16 protein-coding genes and 2 pseudogenes are annotated in these 16,179 nt (G+C 74.3%); 7 read left to right on the forward strand and 11 right to left on the reverse strand.

All coding sequences use genetic code 11. The annotated features are described in order from the left end of the window. Window positions 1-6: 6 nt before the first annotated feature. Window positions 7-609 (reverse strand): DNA starvation/stationary phase protection protein, encoded by a 603-nt coding sequence (locus AB0P07_RS05270; RefSeq protein ID WP_102931557.1) that lies wholly within the window; start codon window positions 607-609, stop codon window positions 7-9. 226 nt (window positions 610-835) lie between these two features. Here AB0P07_RS05270 and AB0P07_RS05275 point away from each other — a divergent pair, with 226 nt between their 5' ends. Together AB0P07_RS05275 and AB0P07_RS05280 are read left to right on the forward strand one after the other, a co-directional pair. Beyond that, window positions 836-1,951: a Gfo/Idh/MocA family oxidoreductase gene (locus tag AB0P07_RS05275; protein WP_365545345.1), complete on the forward strand. Its 1,116-nt coding sequence runs from the start codon at window positions 836-838 to the stop codon at window positions 1,949-1,951. A gap of 127 nt (window positions 1,952-2,078) precedes the next feature. Then, window positions 2,079-2,531 carry a phospholipase gene (locus AB0P07_RS05280; protein ID WP_365545348.1) on the forward strand — a complete coding sequence of 151 codons (453 nt, stop codon included), beginning with the start codon at window positions 2,079-2,081 and terminating at the stop codon, window positions 2,529-2,531. Here the strand turns inward: AB0P07_RS05280 and AB0P07_RS05285 are convergent. The 3 genes from AB0P07_RS05285 to AB0P07_RS05295 form a co-directional block, all read right to left on the reverse strand. Continuing rightward, on the reverse strand, window positions 2,504-3,148 hold the full coding sequence (locus tag AB0P07_RS05285; protein ID WP_365545351.1) for a phosphatase PAP2 family protein: 645 nt from the start codon (window positions 3,146-3,148) through the stop codon (window positions 2,504-2,506). The genes AB0P07_RS05280 and AB0P07_RS05285 overlap by 28 nt on opposite strands. Window positions 3,149-3,423: 275 nt before the next feature. Continuing rightward, complete coding sequence (locus AB0P07_RS05290) at window positions 3,424-5,688, reverse strand: heavy metal translocating P-type ATPase (protein WP_365545354.1); 2,265 nt, start codon at window positions 5,686-5,688, stop codon at window positions 3,424-3,426. Window positions 5,689-5,775: 87 nt separating this feature from the next. After that, window positions 5,776-6,009 carry a heavy-metal-associated domain-containing protein gene (locus AB0P07_RS05295; RefSeq protein ID WP_365545356.1) on the reverse strand — a complete coding sequence of 78 codons (234 nt, stop codon included), beginning with the start codon at window positions 6,007-6,009 and terminating at the stop codon, window positions 5,776-5,778. 186 nt (window positions 6,010-6,195) lie between these two features. On the opposite strand from AB0P07_RS05295, the gene AB0P07_RS05300 reads away from it, so the two are divergent. Continuing rightward, the gene (locus AB0P07_RS05300) at window positions 6,196-7,164 is read left to right on the forward strand and encodes a hypothetical protein (protein ID WP_365545359.1); all 969 of its coding nucleotides are present in this window, start codon (window positions 6,196-6,198) and stop codon (window positions 7,162-7,164) included. A gap of 28 nt (window positions 7,165-7,192) precedes the next feature. Here AB0P07_RS05300 and AB0P07_RS05305 read toward each other — a convergent pair whose 3' ends face one another. Next, on the reverse strand, window positions 7,193-7,972 hold the full coding sequence (locus AB0P07_RS05305; protein ID WP_365545362.1) for a DeoR/GlpR family DNA-binding transcription regulator: 780 nt from the start codon (window positions 7,970-7,972) through the stop codon (window positions 7,193-7,195). A 128-nt stretch (window positions 7,973-8,100) separates the two neighbouring features. Here AB0P07_RS05305 and AB0P07_RS05310 point away from each other — a divergent pair, with 128 nt between their 5' ends. Beyond that, entirely contained in the window at window positions 8,101-8,982 is an 882-nt protein-coding gene (locus AB0P07_RS05310) for a sugar isomerase (RefSeq protein ID WP_365545365.1), read from the forward strand. Between the two features lie 35 nt (window positions 8,983-9,017). Then, complete coding sequence (locus tag AB0P07_RS05315) at window positions 9,018-9,902, forward strand: ketose-bisphosphate aldolase (protein WP_365545368.1); 885 nt, start codon at window positions 9,018-9,020, stop codon at window positions 9,900-9,902. Here AB0P07_RS05315 and AB0P07_RS05320 read toward each other — a convergent pair. Next, window positions 9,892-11,028: a methyltransferase gene (locus AB0P07_RS05320; RefSeq protein ID WP_365545866.1), complete on the reverse strand. Its 1,137-nt coding sequence runs from the start codon at window positions 11,026-11,028 to the stop codon at window positions 9,892-9,894. The two genes, AB0P07_RS05315 and AB0P07_RS05320, sit on opposite strands and share 11 nt — an antisense overlap. Window positions 11,029-11,218: 190 nt before the next feature. Here AB0P07_RS05320 and AB0P07_RS05325 point away from each other — a divergent pair, with 190 nt between their 5' ends. Beyond that, window positions 11,219-11,869, forward strand: coding sequence for an alpha-ketoglutarate-dependent dioxygenase AlkB (locus AB0P07_RS05325; protein WP_365545370.1), 651 nt, complete (start codon window positions 11,219-11,221; stop codon window positions 11,867-11,869). 37 nt (window positions 11,870-11,906) lie between these two features. Beyond that, window positions 11,907-13,145, forward strand: a complete 1,239-nt coding sequence (locus AB0P07_RS05330; protein WP_125633908.1) for an ROK family protein — start codon at window positions 11,907-11,909, stop codon at window positions 13,143-13,145. Between the two features lie 13 nt (window positions 13,146-13,158). Here AB0P07_RS05330 and AB0P07_RS05335 read toward each other — a convergent pair whose 3' ends face one another. The 5 genes and pseudogenes from AB0P07_RS05335 to AB0P07_RS05355 form a co-directional block, all read right to left on the reverse strand. Further along, a complete protein-coding gene (locus AB0P07_RS05335; protein WP_365545373.1) occupies window positions 13,159-13,557 on the reverse strand; it encodes a VOC family protein in 399 nt (132 codons plus the stop codon). Beyond that, a pseudogene (locus AB0P07_RS05340) lies at window positions 13,551-13,949 on the reverse strand (tautomerase family protein). The gene AB0P07_RS05335 and the pseudogene AB0P07_RS05340 overlap by 7 nt, the downstream one beginning before the upstream one ends. 53 nt (window positions 13,950-14,002) lie before the next feature. Continuing rightward, window positions 14,003-14,911 (reverse strand): annotated as a pseudogene (locus AB0P07_RS05345) (phosphotriesterase). Beyond that, entirely contained in the window at window positions 14,908-15,495 is a 588-nt protein-coding gene (locus AB0P07_RS05350; protein WP_365545376.1) for a DUF4865 family protein, read from the reverse strand. The pseudogene AB0P07_RS05345 and the gene AB0P07_RS05350 overlap by 4 nt, the downstream one beginning before the upstream one ends. A gap of 43 nt (window positions 15,496-15,538) precedes the next feature. Beyond that, a complete protein-coding gene (locus AB0P07_RS05355; protein WP_365545379.1) occupies window positions 15,539-16,126 on the reverse strand; it encodes a TetR/AcrR family transcriptional regulator in 588 nt (195 codons plus the stop codon). Window positions 16,127-16,179 lie beyond the last annotated feature (53 nt).

Raw genomic sequence — 16,179 nt, forward strand, 5'->3', positions numbered from 1 at the left:
CGACGGTCAGGCGTGGATCAGCGGCGTGTCCACGAGGTGCTCCGCCACGAACCACGCCTGGAGTTCGTTGGTCCGCACGACCTCGGAGACCAGGAGGTCGTTGGTGCCGTCGTCCCCGTACTCCTGGGTGCGGGCCGCCGCGTCGTGGCACTCGGTCAGGATCAGCTCGTGCGCCTCCAGCAGCCGCGAGAGCATCGACGGCACCTCCTCCACCCCGTCCGGCGGACGCGGCACGGTGGTGATCTCCGCGACGTGCCGGGGGTCGCCCACCGCGACGCCGCCGAGCGTCTGGACGCGTTCGGCGACGGTGTCGATCAGCTCCAGCTGTTCGCCGGCGTGCTTGTCCAGCAGCAGGTGCAGTTGGTAGAACGTCGCCCCGCGCATCAGCCAGTGGTACTTCTTGTACAGGTCGTGCAGGATCCGGGTGTCCGCCAGGACCTTGTTGAGCCGCTGGCAGGAGTAGAGACGGGTCTCCATGGTGAGGGCCACGGGGAACTGCTTGACGGTGCCGAACTCCTGAATGGTCCGGCCCTTCTGGTGCAGCCAGGGCTGGCTGCCGTCCGACCGCTGCTCCGCGGACGACGAGGGATTCGGCTTCGGGGAACTCACGCCTGGACTCCTTCCGGAGATGACTGAAGGGCGGGCCGGCGCGATACCGCCGGCCCCGGTTCCCCCCGCGACAGTCGACCAGCCGTGCGCCCGGCCCGCAAACGGTGGGGGTTGTCCGGGCCATCGCCGTCCGCCTATGGTCGACCCTGTTTGAAAGCGCTTTCTATTCGACGTGGCGCCGCGCGGCACGGCGTGCGCGTGCGCCTCGCACTCCGAGGAGGACCGCATGTCCCCACGCCCCGCCCGCCGCCGGGTCGCGGTGATCGGCACCGGTGCCATCGTCACCGGCGGCCACCTGCCCGCTCTCGCCGCCCACGCCGACCGCGTCGAGCTGGTCGCCGCCGTCGACGTGGACCCCTCGCGGCTCGACGCCTTCCGCGCGCAGGCGCCCGGCGACGTCGCCGGGTACGCGTCGACGGACGCCATGCTGGACGCCGTACGCCCCGACCTCGTCCTGGTCGGCACGCCGCCGTCGCTGCACCGGGAGCAGACGGTGGCCGCGCTGAAGGCCGGTGCCTGGGCGCTGTGCGAGAAGCCGCTGTGTCTCTCCCTCGCCGAGTACGACGACATCGCGGCGGCCGAGGAGGCGTCCGGGGCGTACGCGTCCGTGGTCTTCCAGCACCGGTACGGCTCCGGCGCCGCGCACGCCCGCCAACTGATCGCGAGCGGTGAGCTGGGCGCCCCGCTGGTCGCCCACTGCCAGACGACCTGGCACCGCGACGCCGCCTACTACGCGGTGCCGTGGCGCGGACGCTGGTCCACCGAGGGCGGCGGCCCGACCATGGGCCACGGCATCCACCAGTACGACCTGCTGCTCCATCTGCTGGGCCCCTGGGCGGAGATACGGGCCATGGCGTCGCGCCTGGTGCACGACACCGAGAGCGAGGACGTCTCCACCGCCCTGGTGCGCTTCGAGAACGGGGCCCTCGCCACCGTCGTCAACAGCGTGCTCTCCCCGGACGAGACCAGCCGGGTACGCGTCGACTGCGCCGACGCGACGGTCGAGTTGACCCACCTGTACGGGCATCGCAACGACGACTGGGCCTACACCCCGGCCCGGCACGTCGCCCCCGAACGCGCCGCGGCCTGGCGCACCCCTCCCGCCGACCTGCCCAGCTCCCACACGGCGCAGCTCGGCGCCGTACTGGACGCCTGGGACGCCGGGGCCCGGCCGCCCGGCAGCGGCCAGGAGGCCCGAGCCACGCTGGAGTTCGCCGCGGCCCTGTACAAGGCGGCGTTCAGTGGGCGGCCGGTGCGGGCCGGTGAGATCGTCCCCGGTGACCCGTTCCACGCCGCCATGCACGGTGATCACCCCGACTGGGCGCCGGGAGGACGCGCGTAGCGCACGAAAACCGGGATGTTCACAGGGAGTTGGGCCACCTGAGGTGTGAACAGGTGGTACAGGTGCGCATCATCTTGACATGAACCTGCGGCCCGAGGGGCGGGCCGCAGCCTCATGGAGGTGTGGGATGCACCGCAGACTCGCCACCGGACTCACCGCCGCCACGCTGGCCGTGACCACCGTCGTCGCCACCGCCGCGGCCGCCGACGCCGCTCCCGCCGACAAGGCCCAGGTGCTCGCCAGCTGGACGCAGACCAGCGCGTCCAGCTACAACGCCTGGACCGCGGCGCGGGCCAACAAGTCCGCCTGGTCCGCCTACGGGTTCGACTGGACCACCGACTACTGCTCCTCCTCGCCGGACAACCCGTTCGGCTTCCCCTTCAGCACCTCCTGCGCACGGCACGACTTCGGCTACCGCAACTACAAGGACGCGGGCACCTTCAACGCCAACAAGTCCCGTCTCGACAGCGCCTTCTACGAGGACCTCAAGCGGGTCTGCGCCCGCTACGGCGGCGCCACCAAGACCGCCTGCAACAGCACGGCCTGGACGTACTACCAGGCGGTGAAGGTGTTCGGCTGACGGGGCGCCGCCGCCAGCGCGGCCGCCGCGCTGGCGATGCCCAGGACGGCACCCGCCGCGACGTCACCGGGGTAGTGCACGCCGGTGTGCACCCGCGAGTAGCCGACGGCGCTCGCCAGCGCGCCGAGCGGCACGGCGGCCTCGGGCAGGACGACGCCGACGGCCGTGGCGAACGCGACCGCCGCGGCCGTGTGTCCCGAGGGGAACGACGCCGACGCGGGCATGGGCACGTACCGGTCCACCGTCACCCGCGCCGCCTCCCGGTCCGGCCGCGCCCGGCGCACCAGGTGCTTGCCCAGCAGGTTCGTCGAGGCCGAGGCCACGGCGACCGCGCCCACCCCGACGAGGGCGGCCCGCCGCGCCCGGTCCCCGCCCAGCGCGAGCGCGGCCGCGATCCCCAGCGAGACCTTCGAGCGGTCCGCGGCGTGGGACAGGTGCCGCAGCGTCCGGTCGAGCGTGGGCGTGGGCGTGCCGGCCACCGCCGCGTACAGCGCGCCGTCCACGGCACGCAGATCGGCGAGCACGGCCGCGACGGTCCGCCTGCGCGCAGGCCCGGGGGTGGGAGCCGGCGCGAGCGGGCCGCGGGTGTCGCCGTCGGCGTTGGTCGGTTCGGTCATGGGCTCCTGCTCCGCGGGGAGACGGGACCTTGACCATGCTGGTCGCGCCAGGACCCGACGGCCCGTGGGCGGGACCCGTCCGGGGGACGGCGGCGGGAGCGGTCCCGGTCGGGCGGTGGGGTTCCGGTTGTGCGGTGAGGTCTCGGTCGGGCGGTGGGGTTCCGGTCGTGCGGTGGGGTTCCCGGTCGGGCGGTGCGGTCCGGGCGGGCACACGGCGCCGAGCCGCCGGCCGACTCCGTGCGGGTCGGCCGGCGGCTCGGCGCCGTGGCGGCGGGTCAGTCCGCGGCCCTGAAGCCCCGCAGCCGCAGGCTGTTGCCGACGACGAAGACGGAGGAGAAGGCCATGGCGGCTCCGGCGATCATCGGGTTGAGGAGTCCGGCCGCGGCGAGCGGCAGGGCGGCGACGTTGTAGGCGAAGGCCCAGAACAGGTTGGACCTGATGGTGCCGAGGGTCCTGCGGGCGAGCCGGATGGCGTCCGCGGCGGCGCGCAGGTCGCCGCGGACGAGGGTGAGGTCGCCGGCCTCGATGGCGGCGTCGGTGCCGGTCCCCATGGCGAGGCCCAGGTCGGCCTGGGCGAGCGCCGCGGCGTCGTTGACTCCGTCGCCGACCATCGCGACCGAACGTCCCTCGGCCTGGAGGCGCTTGACGACGTCGACCTTGTCCTCGGGCATGACCTCGGCGACGACGTGCTCGGCGTCGATGCCGACCTCGCGGGCGACCGAGTGGGCCACCGCCTCGTTGTCACCGGTCAGCAGGACCGGCGTCAGGCCCAGGGCGCGCAGCCGGGCGATCGCCTCGGCGCTGGTGTCCTTGACCGCGTCGGCGACCTCCAGGACCGCACGGGCCTCGCCGTCCCAGGCGACGGTGATCGCGGTGCGGCCGGCCGCCTCCGCCTCGGTCCTGGCGCGGGCCAGGGCGGCGGGCAGTTCCATGGCCCACTCGGCGAGCAGCTTCTCGCGCCCGACCAGGACCGCGTGGCCCTCGACGACGCCCTGGACACCGAGACCGGGAACGTTGGCGAAGTCCTCGGGGGCGGGCAGAGCGCCGACCCGTTCGGCGGCTCCCGCGGCCACCGCCCGGGCGATCGGGTGCTCGGAGGCGTGCTCCAACGCGCCCGCCAGCCGCAGCACTTCGCTCTCCTCGGCGCTGCCGGTGGTGTGCACGGCGAGCAGCGTCATGCGGCCGGTGGTGACGGTGCCGGTCTTGTCGAGGACGACGGTGTCGACCTTGCGGGTGGACTCCAGGACCTCGGGGCCCTTGATGAGGATGCCGAGCTGGGCGCCGCGCCCGGTGCCGACCATCAGCGCGGTCGGGGTGGCGAGGCCCAGGGCGCAGGGGCAGGCGATGATCAGGACGGCCACGGCGGCGGTGAACGCGGCGGTCAGTCCGGAGCCGTTGCCGATCCAGAAGCCCAGGGTCGCCAGCGCCAGGGCGATGACGACGGGGACGAAGACGCCGGAGATGCGGTCGGCGAGCCGCTGGGCGGCGGCCTTGCCGTTCTGCGCGTCCTCGACCAGCCTCGCCATCCGCGCCAGCTGGGTGTCCGCGCCGACCCGCGTCGCCTCGACCACCAGCCGGCCGCCCGCGTTCAGGGTGGCCCCGGTGACGCCGTCGCCCACGCCCACCTCGACCGGGACGGACTCGCCGGTGAGCATCGAGGCGTCGACGGCCGAGGTGCCCTCGACGACCGTGCCGTCGGTGGCGATCTTCTCGCCGGGACGGACCAGGAAACGGTCCCCGGCCCTCAGCTCGCCGACCGCAACGCGCTCCTCACGCCCGTCCCGCAGCACCGTCACGTCCTTGGCGCCGAGCTCCAGCAGGGCCTTGAGCGCGGCCCCGGCCTTGCGCTTGGAACGCGCCTCGAAGTAGCGGCCGGCCAGGATGAACGCGGTCACCCCGGCGGCGGCCTCCAGGTAGATGTTCCCCGCGCCGTCACCGCGGGCGATGGTCAGCTCGAAGGGGTGCGTCATGCCGGGCGTGCCCGCGCTGCCGAAGAACAGCGCCCACAGCGACCACAGGAACGCCGCCGACGTGCCGACCGAGATCAGGGTGTCCATGGTGGCCGCACCGTGCCGGGCGTTGGTGAACGCGGCCTTGTGGAAGGGCCAGGCGGCGTAGGTCACCACGGGTGCCGCGAGGGTCAGCGACAGCCACTGCCAGTACTCGAACTGCAGCGCCGGCACCATCGCCATCGCGATGACCGGAACCGCCAGCACCACGGCCGTGACCAGCCGCTCCCGCAGGGGCCGCAGATCGTCGGCGGGCTCGGCGCCCTCCGCGCCGGGCGCGGGCCCGGTCCGGACCGGCTCGGGCTCACGGGCCGCGTACCCGGTCGCCTCGACGGTGGCGATCAGCTCCGGGACCGAGACGTCACCGGCGTAGCTGACCTTGGCCTTCTCCGTCGCGTAGTTGACGGTGGCGGTGACCCCGTCCATCCGGTTGAGCCTCTTCTCGATCCGGGCGGCGCACGAGGCACAGGTCATGCCGCCGATGGCGAGTTCGACCTCGGCCGGTGCGCCGGTCGTACGGGTGGTGGTCATGGCTGCTCCTGACGGGGGGCGTCGGCCGGGGCCCGGCGTGCGGGTCCCGGCCGTGCGAATCGGGTCGACCGGGGAGTGCGGGCCGGGTCAGACGCGGCCGGTCAGCTCGTAGCCGGCCTCGTCGACGACCTCGGCGATCGCGGCGTCGTCCGGCTCGGCGGCGGAGGTCACGGTGACGCGGCCGGTGTCGAGCGCGACGTCGACGCCGGTGACACCGTCCAGCTCGCCGACGACCCGGGTGAGCGTCGCGCTGCAGTGACCGCAGGTCATGCCGGCGACGGCGTACGTGGTGGTGGCGGGGGCGGTGGTGTTCGAGGACATGGCTTCCTCCGGCAGTCGATGAATACGGGGCGGGGGTATCTCCCGTCCGGCTTCCATGTATACCCCTAGGGGGTACCGAACGGCAAGCCGTCACTCGCTTGACTGGGTACCCCCTGGGGGTATGGTGACGTGTATGGAGGGGCCTCCGACTGAGCCGGAGACCCGGAATGCGAGGAGACGACCGCCATGCACACCGGACTGAGGATCACCGCCTTCGCCGCCGCGCTGGCCGCGACTTTCGGCACCGCCTACGGCGTGGGCGGGGGAGTGGACCCGATCGTCGCGCGGAGCGAACCGGCGCCGCACGACGAGCACGGCGAGTCATCGGGGCGACAGCAGCAGAGCGAGCGGCACGCAGGGCGTGGGAGCAGCCCGGTCGGTGGCCTGGAGATCTCCGCGAACGGCTACACCCTCGACCTCGCCACCCCGCGCGTCACCGCCGGTCGGCACACCGAACTGCGCTTCACCGTCCGGGACGCGAGCGGCACGGCGCTGACCGCGTACCAGCGGGAGCACGACAAGGAACTCCACCTCGTCATCGCCTCGCGCGACCTGGTCACCTACCGCCACCTGCACCCCACTCGCGCCGCCGACGGCACCTGGAGCACCCCCGTCGAACTTCCCGAGGCGGGCGGCTACCGCGTCTTCGCCGACTTCACCCCGGCGGGCAAGGGTGCGGAGAACCTCACCCTGGGCGCCGACCTCGCCGCCGCCGGACCCTACGAGCCCGCTCGGCCGCCGGCCCCCGGCAGCACCGCCGGAACCGACGGCTACCAGGTCGAAGTCGCCGGCGCCCTGCGCCCCGGCGAGGCGAGCGAGCTGAAGCTGAAGGTGTCCCGCGCCGGCGAGCCCGTCGACGACCTCCAGCCCCACCTGGGCGCCTACGGCCACCTGGTCGCCCTGCGCTCCGGCGACCTCGCCTACCTCCACGTCCACCCGAACGGCGAACCCGATGACGGCACCACCGCGCCCGGCCCGGAGATCTCCTTCACGGCCACCGCGCCCAGCGCAGGCACCTACCGCCTCTTCCTCGACTTCCGGCACGGGGGCGAGGTCCACACCGCGGCGTTCACCGTGCGCGTCGGATCGGCTCCGGGGGTGCCGGAGTCCGCCCCGAACACCGCGCCGGAGCACTCCGGCGGCCACGGGCACTGACCGGCGGCGCCGTCACCCGGGGAATCCCTCAGGCCGTGACGACCCGCACTCCCGCCTCCTCGAACCCCCGCACCAGCTCCGGGTCGGCCGCCCCGTCCGTCACCAGCGTGTCGACCGACTCGGTCGCGCAGATCCGGGCGAACGCCCGTCGGCCCAGTTTGCTGGAGTCGGCGGCCACGACCACCCGCTCGGCGCGCTCGCAGAGCAGCCGGTTGATCGCGGCCTCCGCCTCGTCGTGCGCCGCGGCGCCGTGCGCGACGTCGACGGCGACGACGCCCAGCACCGCCACGTCGAGCGTCACCTGACCCAGTACCCCGTCCGCGAGCGGCCCGATGAGCTCGTACGACTGCGCCCGGGCCACCCCGCCGGTCACCACGATCTTGAACTGCGGCCGGACGGCCAGCTCGTTGGCGATGTTGAGCGCGTTGGTGACCACGGTCAGCGCGGGGGTGCCGGAAGCCAGGTCGGAACGCACGGCCAGGGCGCGCGCCACCTCGGTGGTGGTGGTGCCCCCGGTCAGTCCCACCGCCTCGCCGGGCGCCACCAGGGCGGCGACCGCCTGTGCGACGCGCTGCTTCTCCGAGGCGCGGCGGGCGGTCTTGTAGCGCAGCGGCAGTTCGTACGACACCCCGTGCACCACCGCGCCCCCGCGCGTGCGCACGAGCATCTGCTGCTCGGCGAGCCGGTCGAAGTCGCGGCGGATCGTTGCGGCCGACACCTCCAGCTCCGTCGCCGCCTCCTCGACGTCCAGCCGGCCGCGCTCGACGAGCAGCTCCAGCAGCGCCTTCCAGCGGGCGTCGCGCGACATCCGCGCCTCCGTTCCTCGATCTCCGCCGACCCTAGCGCACCGCAGCATTCCCTCAGATTGCTTGATTGTGCTTGAAAGATCGCTATATCTTGCAGGAACAATCACCACGTGTTCCGGGAGTGTGCGACATGACGTACGTCGACGACGAGCTCAACAGCCAGCCCGAGTGCTGGACGCGCGCCGCCGAGGAAGCGGCGCGCCACAGGGCGGCGCTGCCGACGGCGGGGGAGCGGGTGGCGATCGTGGGGTGCGGCACCTCGTACTTCATGGCGCAGTCGGCCGCGGCCCTGCGCGAGGACGCGGGCCTCGGCGAGACGGACGCCTTCGCCGCCTCCGAGTTCCCGCGCGGGCGGGCGTACGACCGGGTCGTGGCCCTCACCCGCTCGGGTACCACCACCGAAGTACTGGAACTGCTCACGGAGTTGAAGGGCCGCACGCGCACCGTCGCGCTCACCGCCGATCCTCGGACGCCGGTCATGAGCGCCGCCGACGACGTGGTCGTCCTCGACTTCGCCGACGAACGGTCCGTGGTGCAGACGCGGTTCGCGACGACCGCGCTCACGCTGCTCCGCGCCCACTTCGGCCTGCACACCGACGCGGTCGTCGCCGACGCCCGCGCCGCCCTCGCGGCCGGGCTGCCCGAAGGGCTCGTGGAGCGCACCGAGTTCACCTTCCTCGGCCGGGGCTGGACCGTCGGACTGGCCAACGAGGCGGGCCTGAAGATGCGCGAGGCCTCCCTGTCCTGGACCGAGGCCTACCCGGCGATGGAGTACCGGCACGGCCCCATCAGCATCAGCACCGCGGGCACGGCGACCTGGATGTTCGGCGAGGCGCCGGACGGTCTGGCCGAGCAGGTCCGCGACACCGGTGCGATGTGGGTGCCGGGCGAGCTGGACCCGCTGGCCGAACTGGTCCGCGCCCAGCGGCTGGCCGTCGCCGTCGCCGCCGCCCGGGGGCTCGACCCGGACCGGCCGCGCCACCTGACCCGTTCGGTGATCCTCGCCCCCTGACGCCCGCCGCCCGACGCCCGGGAAGGAACCAGACCGTGCCCCTCGCCACCACCGGCGACCTGGTCGGCCGTGCCGCGGCCGGCCGCTCGGCCGTCGCCGCCTTCAACGTCATCACCCTGGAGCACATCGAGGCAGTCGTCGCCGGCGCCGAGTCCGTGCGGATGCCCGTGATCCTCCAGGTCAGCGAGAACGCCGTGAAGTACCGCTACGGCCGCCTGCTGCCCCTGGCCCGCGCGGCCGTCGCCGCCGCCGAGGGTGCCGCGGTCCCCGTCGCCCTGCACCTCGACCACGTCCAGAGCGACGGCCTGCTGCGCCAGGCCCCGGACGCCGGGTTCAGCTCCGTGATGTACGACGCCGCCCGGCTGCCGTACGCCGACAACCTCGCGGCGACCCGGGCCGCCGCCGACTGGGCGCACGCCCAGGGGCTGTGGATCGAGGCCGAGTTGGGGGAGGTCGGCGGCAAGGACGGCGCCCCGCCGCTCGACGCGCACGCCCCCGGCGCCCGCACCGACCCCGCCGAGGCACACGCCTACGTCGCCGACTCCGGCGTGGACGCCCTGGCCGTCGCCGTCGGCAGCTCGCACGCCATGACCACGCGCACCGCGGTCCTCGACCACGACCTGCTCAAGGAGCTGTCCGGCGCCCTGGACGTGCCGCTCGTGCTGCACGGCTCCTCGGGTGTCCCCGACGGCGAACTCGCGGCGGCCGTCGCGGGCGGCATCGCCAAGGTCAACGTCGGCACCGCGCTCAACATCGCCATGACCGGCGCGATCAGGGAGCACCTCGCCGCCCGTCCGGAGGCGGTCGACTCGCGCGGCTACCTCACCGCGGGGCGGGAGGCCATGGTCCGGACGGTGGCGACACTCCTGCGGGTGGTGGCCCGTACCGCGCCCGTACCGCCGCCTCCCGCTACTCCTTGACCGCCTTCAGCACCACGAACTTCCGGTCGCCCGCCACCAGCCGGCTGTTGCCGAACAGGCGCCGCAGCTTGACGTGGTAGCCCAGGTGCCGGTTGCCGACCACCCACAGTTCGCCGCCGGGGCGCAGCACCCGCCGCGCCCCGGTGAACATCCGCCACGCCGTGGCGTCGGTCGTCGCCTGGTGGGAATGGAAGGGAGGGTTGTTCAGCACCAGGTCGACACTGCCGTCCGGCACTCCGGCCAGCCCGTCGCCGACCCGGAACTCCGCCTGGCCGGCCACCTCGTTGGCCCGGTACGTCGCCTCGGCCGAGGCCACGGCCTGGAACGACTCGTCGGTGAACAGCACCTCGGCGTCCGGGTCGGCCAGCGCCACCGCCGTACCGACCACACCGTTGCCGCAGCCGAGGTCCACCACCCGCCCGAAGCCACCGGTGTCCGGCAGGTGCCGGAGGAAGAAGCGGGTGCCGATGTCGAGGCGGTCGGCGCAGAAGACACCGGCGTGGTTGACGACGGGCCGGCCGGAGAGGAGCGGTCCGACGTCGTCGGGGAGCCGGTAGCCGAGCGGCCAGGGGTTGGCGGGCCGCTTCAGCGCCGGATCGGGCTCCGCGAAGATCAGCCGGGCCTTCTTCACGGCCAGGGACGTCCGGGTCGGGCCGACGATCCGCTCGAACACCCGGAGCGTCGAGGTGTGGATCTCCTTCACCATCCCGGTGCCGACCACGACCGTGCCCTCGTGCAGCGCGGGTGCCAGCCGCAGCAACTGGTCCTCCAGCAGTGCCAGGCTCTTCGGCACCCGCACGAGCAGCACGTCCACGCGGTCCGGCGGCGGGTCCTGCGTGGTGAGCAGGCCGACCGAGCCCGGCTCGACGCCGCCGCGCTCCAGATTGGCCCGCGTCGCCTCCCGGGCGAGGTGCGAGTCGGTGATCTGCACCGGACGGTGCGCCGCCAGCGCCGTCACCAGGGCTCCCCAGCGGTCGCCGACGACCACGACCCTGCCGTCCAGAGGCACCTCTCGCTCCGCGAGGTGGCCGAGGAGGTACTCGTCGGAGGCGTCCCAGGCACGGAGCCGGTCGCGCGCGTCCTCGGGGTAGCGGGACAGCACGTGCTCGCCCCACGGCGTGGTCATCCGGTCGCCGCCGCCGTCGCTGCGGTCGTTCGAGCGGCGGTCGTTCGCGCCGGGGCCGTACGCGCCGGGGTCGTTCGTGCGGCGGTCGTGCGTGCTGCGGTCGTTCATCGTGTGCCCAGGCTAGCCCAGTCCCCGCTCAGCGCCGGTCGCGCCCGGCAGGGCGGCGGGGACCGGGGGCATGATGGGCGGCATGGACGCCGAGCTGTTTCCCAGGGGCCGTACCGAGACCGCGCCCGGCGCCGTGCACGTGCCGGACTGGCTGGCCCCGGAACGGCAGCGCGAGCTGCTGGACGCCTGCCGCGGCTGGGCGCGCCCGCCCGCCGGACTGCGCACGGTGCGCACCCCCGGCGGCGGCACCATGACCGCCCGGCAGGTCTGCCTCGGCCGGCACTGGTACCCGTACGGCTACGCCCCCACCGCCGTCGACGGGGACGGCGCCCCGGTCAAGCCGTTCCCGGCGTGGCTCGACGCCCTCGCCCGCCGGGCGGTGACCGACGCGCTCGGCCCCGACGCGCCGACACCGGCGCCGTACGACATCGCGCTGATCAACTTCTACGACGCCGACGCCCGCATGGGCATGCACCGCGACGCGGACGAGCGCTCCGACGCCCCCGTGGTCTCCCTGAGCCTCGGCGACACCTGCGTCTTCCGCTTCGGCAACCCCGAGACCCGCGCCCGCCCCCACACCGACGTCGAGCTGCGCAGCGGCGACCTGTTCGTCTTCGGCGGCCCGTCCCGGCTCGCGTACCACGGGGTGCCGAGGGTGCACCCGGGCACCGCGCCGCCCGAGTTGGGACTCACCGGGCGGCTGAACATCACGCTCCGGGTCAGCGGCCTCTAGGCCCGCGCCACGGACGGATCATGGGAGACTCCCCCTCATGAGCGGCAAGGCGGACCCCCGGGCGGCGGGGGAAGGGACCACCTCGAGGACGCGGCTGGACCGGGGGCGCGGCGCGCTGGGACCCGCGTTGGAGCTCGTGCACACCGGACGCGCCCCCACCCGGGCCGTCCTCACCGCCGAACTGGGCGTGACCCGGGCCACGGCCGGTGCGGTCGCCGCCGAACTGGAGGCGCTCGGCCTGATCAGGGTGGACGCCCGGCCCGGCGCGGCGGCCGGCTCCCAGGGCCGCCCTTCGCACCGCCTCTCGGTCGCCGAGGACGGGCCCGTCGCCCTCGCCGCCCAGATCCACGCCGACGGTTTCCGCGCGGCCCTGGTCGGTCTCGGCGGCCGGATCGTCGCCACCGCGCCCGGCTGCGAGGTCGTCGACGCCGACCCGGCGAAGGTGCTGGGTTCCGTCGTCGAGGCGGGTACGGAACTCCTGCGGGAGACCGGGCGGCGCTGCGTCGGTGCCGGACTCGCCGTGCCGTCCGCCGTCGCGGAACCGGAGGGTCTGGCCCTGAACCCGCTGCACCTGGCCTGGCCCGCGGGCGCGCCCGTCCGGGAGATCTTCGCGCGGCAGGTGCGCGCCGCCGGGATCGAGGGGCCGGCGTTCGCCGCCAACGACGTCAACCTCGCCGCCCTCGCCGAGCACCGCCACGGCGCCGGACGCGGCGCCCGCGACCTGCTGTGCGTGGCCACCGGTCATCGCGGGGTCGGCGGCGCCCTGGTCCTCGACGGCCGTCTGCACACCGGCAGTTCGGGGCTCGCCCTGGAGGTCGGTCACCTCGCCGTCAACCCCGAGGGCCGCCCCTGCCACTGCGGCAGCCGCGGCTGCCTGGACGTCGAGACCGACCCGCTGGCCTTCCTCACGGCTGCCGGGCGCGAACCGGGACCCGAGGTGTCCCTGCTCCAGCAGTCCTACGACCTGATCCGCGAGCACTACGCCGACCCGGCCGTCCGCACCGCCGCCGAGACCCTCATCGACCGCCTGGGCCTGGGTCTCGCGGGTCTGGTGAACATCCTCAACCCGGACCGCATCATCCTCGGCGGACTGCACCGGGCGCTCCTGGACGCCGACCCGGAGCGGCTGCGCGCGGTGGTCGCCGGGCGCAGCCTGTGGGGTCAGAGCGGCGGCGTCCCGATCCTGCCCTGCGGGCTGGACCACAACAGTCTGGTCGGCGCCGCCGAGCTGGCCTGGCAGCCGGTCCTGGACGACCCGCTGGGCGTACCGGCGTAGCACGGCGTGCGCCTCATGCGGCGGGCGCGTCGCCCCCGCTCGGGGCGTGGCCGAGGTCGACGACGCAGAAGATGTTGTCGTCCGGGTCGGCCAGGACGACGAAGTCGGGGCCGGGCGGGTACAGGTCCCACTCGACGTCCCGCGCCCCGAGGCCGATCAGCCGCCGCACCTCCGCCTGCTGCTCCTCGGCCGAGTCCGTGTACAGGTCGAGATGGAGCCGGGGCCGGGGTTCGGGCCGGGAGTCGCTGCGCATCAGACCGAGGGCGTGCCCGGAACCGTCGGCGTACTCCAGCGTGCGCCAGGTCTCGCTGCTCCACTCCTCCGCGGCGACCAGGGGCAGCGCCTGCGTCCAGAACGCGACGGCGCGGGCGAGGTCCGTGACACCGATGACGGGGATTCCGAGTCTCAGCATGATCCCGACCCTACGTACTGCGCGAGTCCGTTGCCCGGCGACCAGTCGGCGGAGGTGTTCTCGGTCAGCGTGACGACGACGTTGCGGGGTCCGTGCCCGCGTACTCCTCGGAGAGCCGGGCGATCCTGCGGTACAGCGCCTGCTTCCGGTCGGTCGTCCGCCCCGCCCGCAGCGCGATCGCCACGAAGACGATGCCCTCGTCCCGGCGCACGCCTAGGTGTCCGTCGTAGCGCAGGGTGCCGCGGGCGGGGTCGTGGGCGGTCAGGACCTGGAAGCGGTCGTCGGACGGAATGCCGAGCGTCTCGCCCAGGGCGTCGTGGACGACCCGCCCGAGCGCGTCGAGACGGTCGTCGTCGTCGCCCGCCGTACGCGTCGATGCGGACGAAGGGCATGAGCGCTCCTCTTGTCGGGCGGGGCCGCGGCATGGGGCGCGGAACGGGGGGCGTCAGCGCCACTCGACGGCGAACGCCCGCGCCGGGTTCTCGGTGAGGATCCTCCGCACCAGTTCCTCGCCCACGGCGAGCGCCGGCCGCGGAGCCACACGGCGCAGCGGGTACGGCATCCCCGGACCGCCGTCGACCGAGCGGGCGGCCGCGGTCGTCGTGTCGCCGCCGAGCAGCAGCCGGTCGCCGAACCCCGTTTCGGCGAGTTCCCGCAGGGCCTCCGGCGTCCGCCGGTCGGTGGCGTGATGGGCTCGCGACGGCCCGTCGAAGGCCGGCCAGCAGCCCGACCCGGCGGCCTGCCGGTGCACGGCGGCGTCGGGGGAGCGGTTGAGGTGGCCGAGGATCACCCGGTCCGGCGGTACACCCCACTCGCCGCACAGGGACTCCAGGACGTCCAGGGCGCCGGTGCCCAGCTCCAGGTGCACCGCGATCGGCGCCCCCGTCGCGTGGTGCGCCTCGGCCGCCGCAGACAGGGTCCACCGCGCGTGCGCGTCGAGCCCGTGGAAGCCGCCGGCCACCTTGATCAGCCCGGCGCGCACGCCCGACGTCCCGATGCCCCGCGTCAGTTCGGCGACGAAGACCCCGGCGGCCCGGCCCCGCAGCGCCGCGAGCGTGTCCTCGTCGTAGTGGACGTCCTGGTGGAGTCCCGTCGCGGCCACCACGTGCACGCCGGTCTTGCGGGAGAGGCCCGGGAGACCGGCGGCCCGCCGGCCCAGTCCCTACGGCGTCCACTGCACCACCGCGCCGCCGCCCCGCTCCCGGAACGCGGCCGGCTCCGCCCGGGCCGCCGCCGCGTCGTCGAGTTCCTCGCCGGGCGGCCGGGGACTGGCGAAGAACAGATGGTCGTGCGCGTCGCACACCCCCAACTCCTCGCCGGGCACGTCCCCGAGGACCGTGCGGACGGCCCTCACCACTGGCGTCCCCTCGGCAGCAGCCCCCGCCCGGGCGCGGAGAGGTGCAGCACCCGGAAGACCTCACCCTCGGCCCCGTCCGGCGCCTCGCCCGCGTGGAGCGAGAAGTGCACCAGCTCCCAGCGCCCGGTGTCCACGACCGCCGCCGCGAGCAGCGCCCCCTCCACGGCCGCGAGCCGTCCGGTCTCCCGCACCGCCCCCGCCGCCACCTCCGCCGGCGGCACCCCGTCCGGCACCGGTCGCCGCCGCAGGACCGCCACCCGCGCGGGCGAGTCGGCGGCACCGCCCTCCTCGTACGCCAGGCCCGTCCACTGCCGGACCGAGGGCCGGCCGAAGTCGTCGGTGGGCCGCTGGAAGGCGCCGTTCCAGAGGAAGGAGTTCATGCCTTCCACCGTGTGCCACAGGTAGAACGGCGCGTACCGGTTGACCGGCGAGCCGTCCTTCCCGCGCTCGCGGATCAGATACGCCTTGAGGCCGAGCCCGGGCCAGTCGTCCAGCAGGTGCCCGGTGCGGGCCACACGCTCCCTGATGACGTCCATCGAGTAGTCGGCGGGCAGGGTGAAGCCGTACTGCATGGCATGCACGGGTCGTGAATCCTCCGGTCGAATCGGATGGGCGTGAAGTCCGCTACCGCGCACGGGCGTTCGACGGCGCGAGCAGCGAGAGCAGTCCCCGGACCCCCGCGTCGAAGGCGGCGGGCGAGCCGGAGGCGCGGGCCAGGACGTAGCCGCCCTGGACGGTCGCGACGACCGCCGCCGCGATCTCCTCGCCGTCCAGCGAGGGCGCGAACTCGCCCTGCTCCCGGCCCTCCTCCACCAGCTGCGCGATCTGCTCGCGCAGCCAGTCGAGGGTCTCGTCCACGGGGGCGCGCAGGGCGTCGTCGGCGATCACGTCCGGGTCCATCGTCAGACGCCCGACCGGGCACCCGCGCAGCACGTCGCGCTCGCGCCGCAGATACGCCTCGATGCGCTCGTACGGTGTCCCCGGACCGGCGAGCACGGCACCGGCGGCGGCGCGCATCTCCTGGGCCGTGCGCCGGATCGCGGCGAGCGCGAGATCGGGCTTGCCCGTGAAGTGGTGGTACATGCTGCCCTGCCCGGCCCCGGCCCGCTCGAGGATCGCCTTGGGGCTGGTCCCCACGTACCCGCGCTCCCACAGCAGCTCGCGTGTGGACTCGATCAGTCGTTCCGAGGTGCTCATGCACTCACTGTACATACTAGTAGTTACAGAATCGGGCGTTCGACGGGAACGGGGGGAGGCGAAGCCGG

This window comes from Streptomyces sp. NPDC085944 (assembly GCF_040686295.1).
In the GTDB taxonomy this organism is placed as follows: domain Bacteria; phylum Actinomycetota; class Actinomycetes; order Streptomycetales; family Streptomycetaceae; genus Streptomyces; species Streptomyces salinarius.

Excerpts from the sequence above, each read along its gene's own strand:
- AB0P07_RS05310 (WP_365545365.1), top strand. The coding sequence starts at position 8,101 with ATGACGTACGTCGACGACGAGCTCAACAGCCAGCCCGAGTGCTGGACG.
- AB0P07_RS05355 (WP_365545379.1), bottom strand. The coding sequence starts at position 16,126 with ATGTACAGTGAGTGCATGAGCACCTCGGAACGACTGATCGAGTCCACA.
- AB0P07_RS05335 (WP_365545373.1), bottom strand. The coding sequence starts at position 13,557 with ATGCTGAGACTCGGAATCCCCGTCATCGGTGTCACGGACCTCGCCCGC.
- AB0P07_RS05305 (WP_365545362.1), bottom strand. The coding sequence starts at position 7,972 with ATGTCGCGCGACGCCCGCTGGAAGGCGCTGCTGGAGCTGCTCGTCGAG.
- AB0P07_RS05320 (WP_365545866.1), bottom strand. The coding sequence starts at position 11,028 with ATGACCACGCCGTGGGGCGAGCACGTGCTGTCCCGCTACCCCGAGGAC.
- AB0P07_RS05295 (WP_365545356.1), bottom strand. The coding sequence starts at position 6,009 with ATGTCCTCGAACACCACCGCCCCCGCCACCACCACGTACGCCGTCGCC.
- AB0P07_RS05300 (WP_365545359.1), top strand. The coding sequence starts at position 6,196 with ATGCACACCGGACTGAGGATCACCGCCTTCGCCGCCGCGCTGGCCGCG.
- AB0P07_RS05330 (WP_125633908.1), top strand. The coding sequence starts at position 11,907 with ATGAGCGGCAAGGCGGACCCCCGGGCGGCGGGGGAAGGGACCACCTCG.
- AB0P07_RS05285 (WP_365545351.1), bottom strand. The coding sequence starts at position 3,148 with ATGACCGAACCGACCAACGCCGACGGCGACACCCGCGGCCCGCTCGCG.
- AB0P07_RS05290 (WP_365545354.1), bottom strand. The coding sequence starts at position 5,688 with ATGACCACCACCCGTACGACCGGCGCACCGGCCGAGGTCGAACTCGCC.
- AB0P07_RS05325 (WP_365545370.1), top strand. The coding sequence starts at position 11,219 with ATGGACGCCGAGCTGTTTCCCAGGGGCCGTACCGAGACCGCGCCCGGC.
- AB0P07_RS05275 (WP_365545345.1), top strand. The coding sequence starts at position 836 with ATGTCCCCACGCCCCGCCCGCCGCCGGGTCGCGGTGATCGGCACCGGT.
- AB0P07_RS05280 (WP_365545348.1), top strand. The coding sequence starts at position 2,079 with ATGCACCGCAGACTCGCCACCGGACTCACCGCCGCCACGCTGGCCGTG.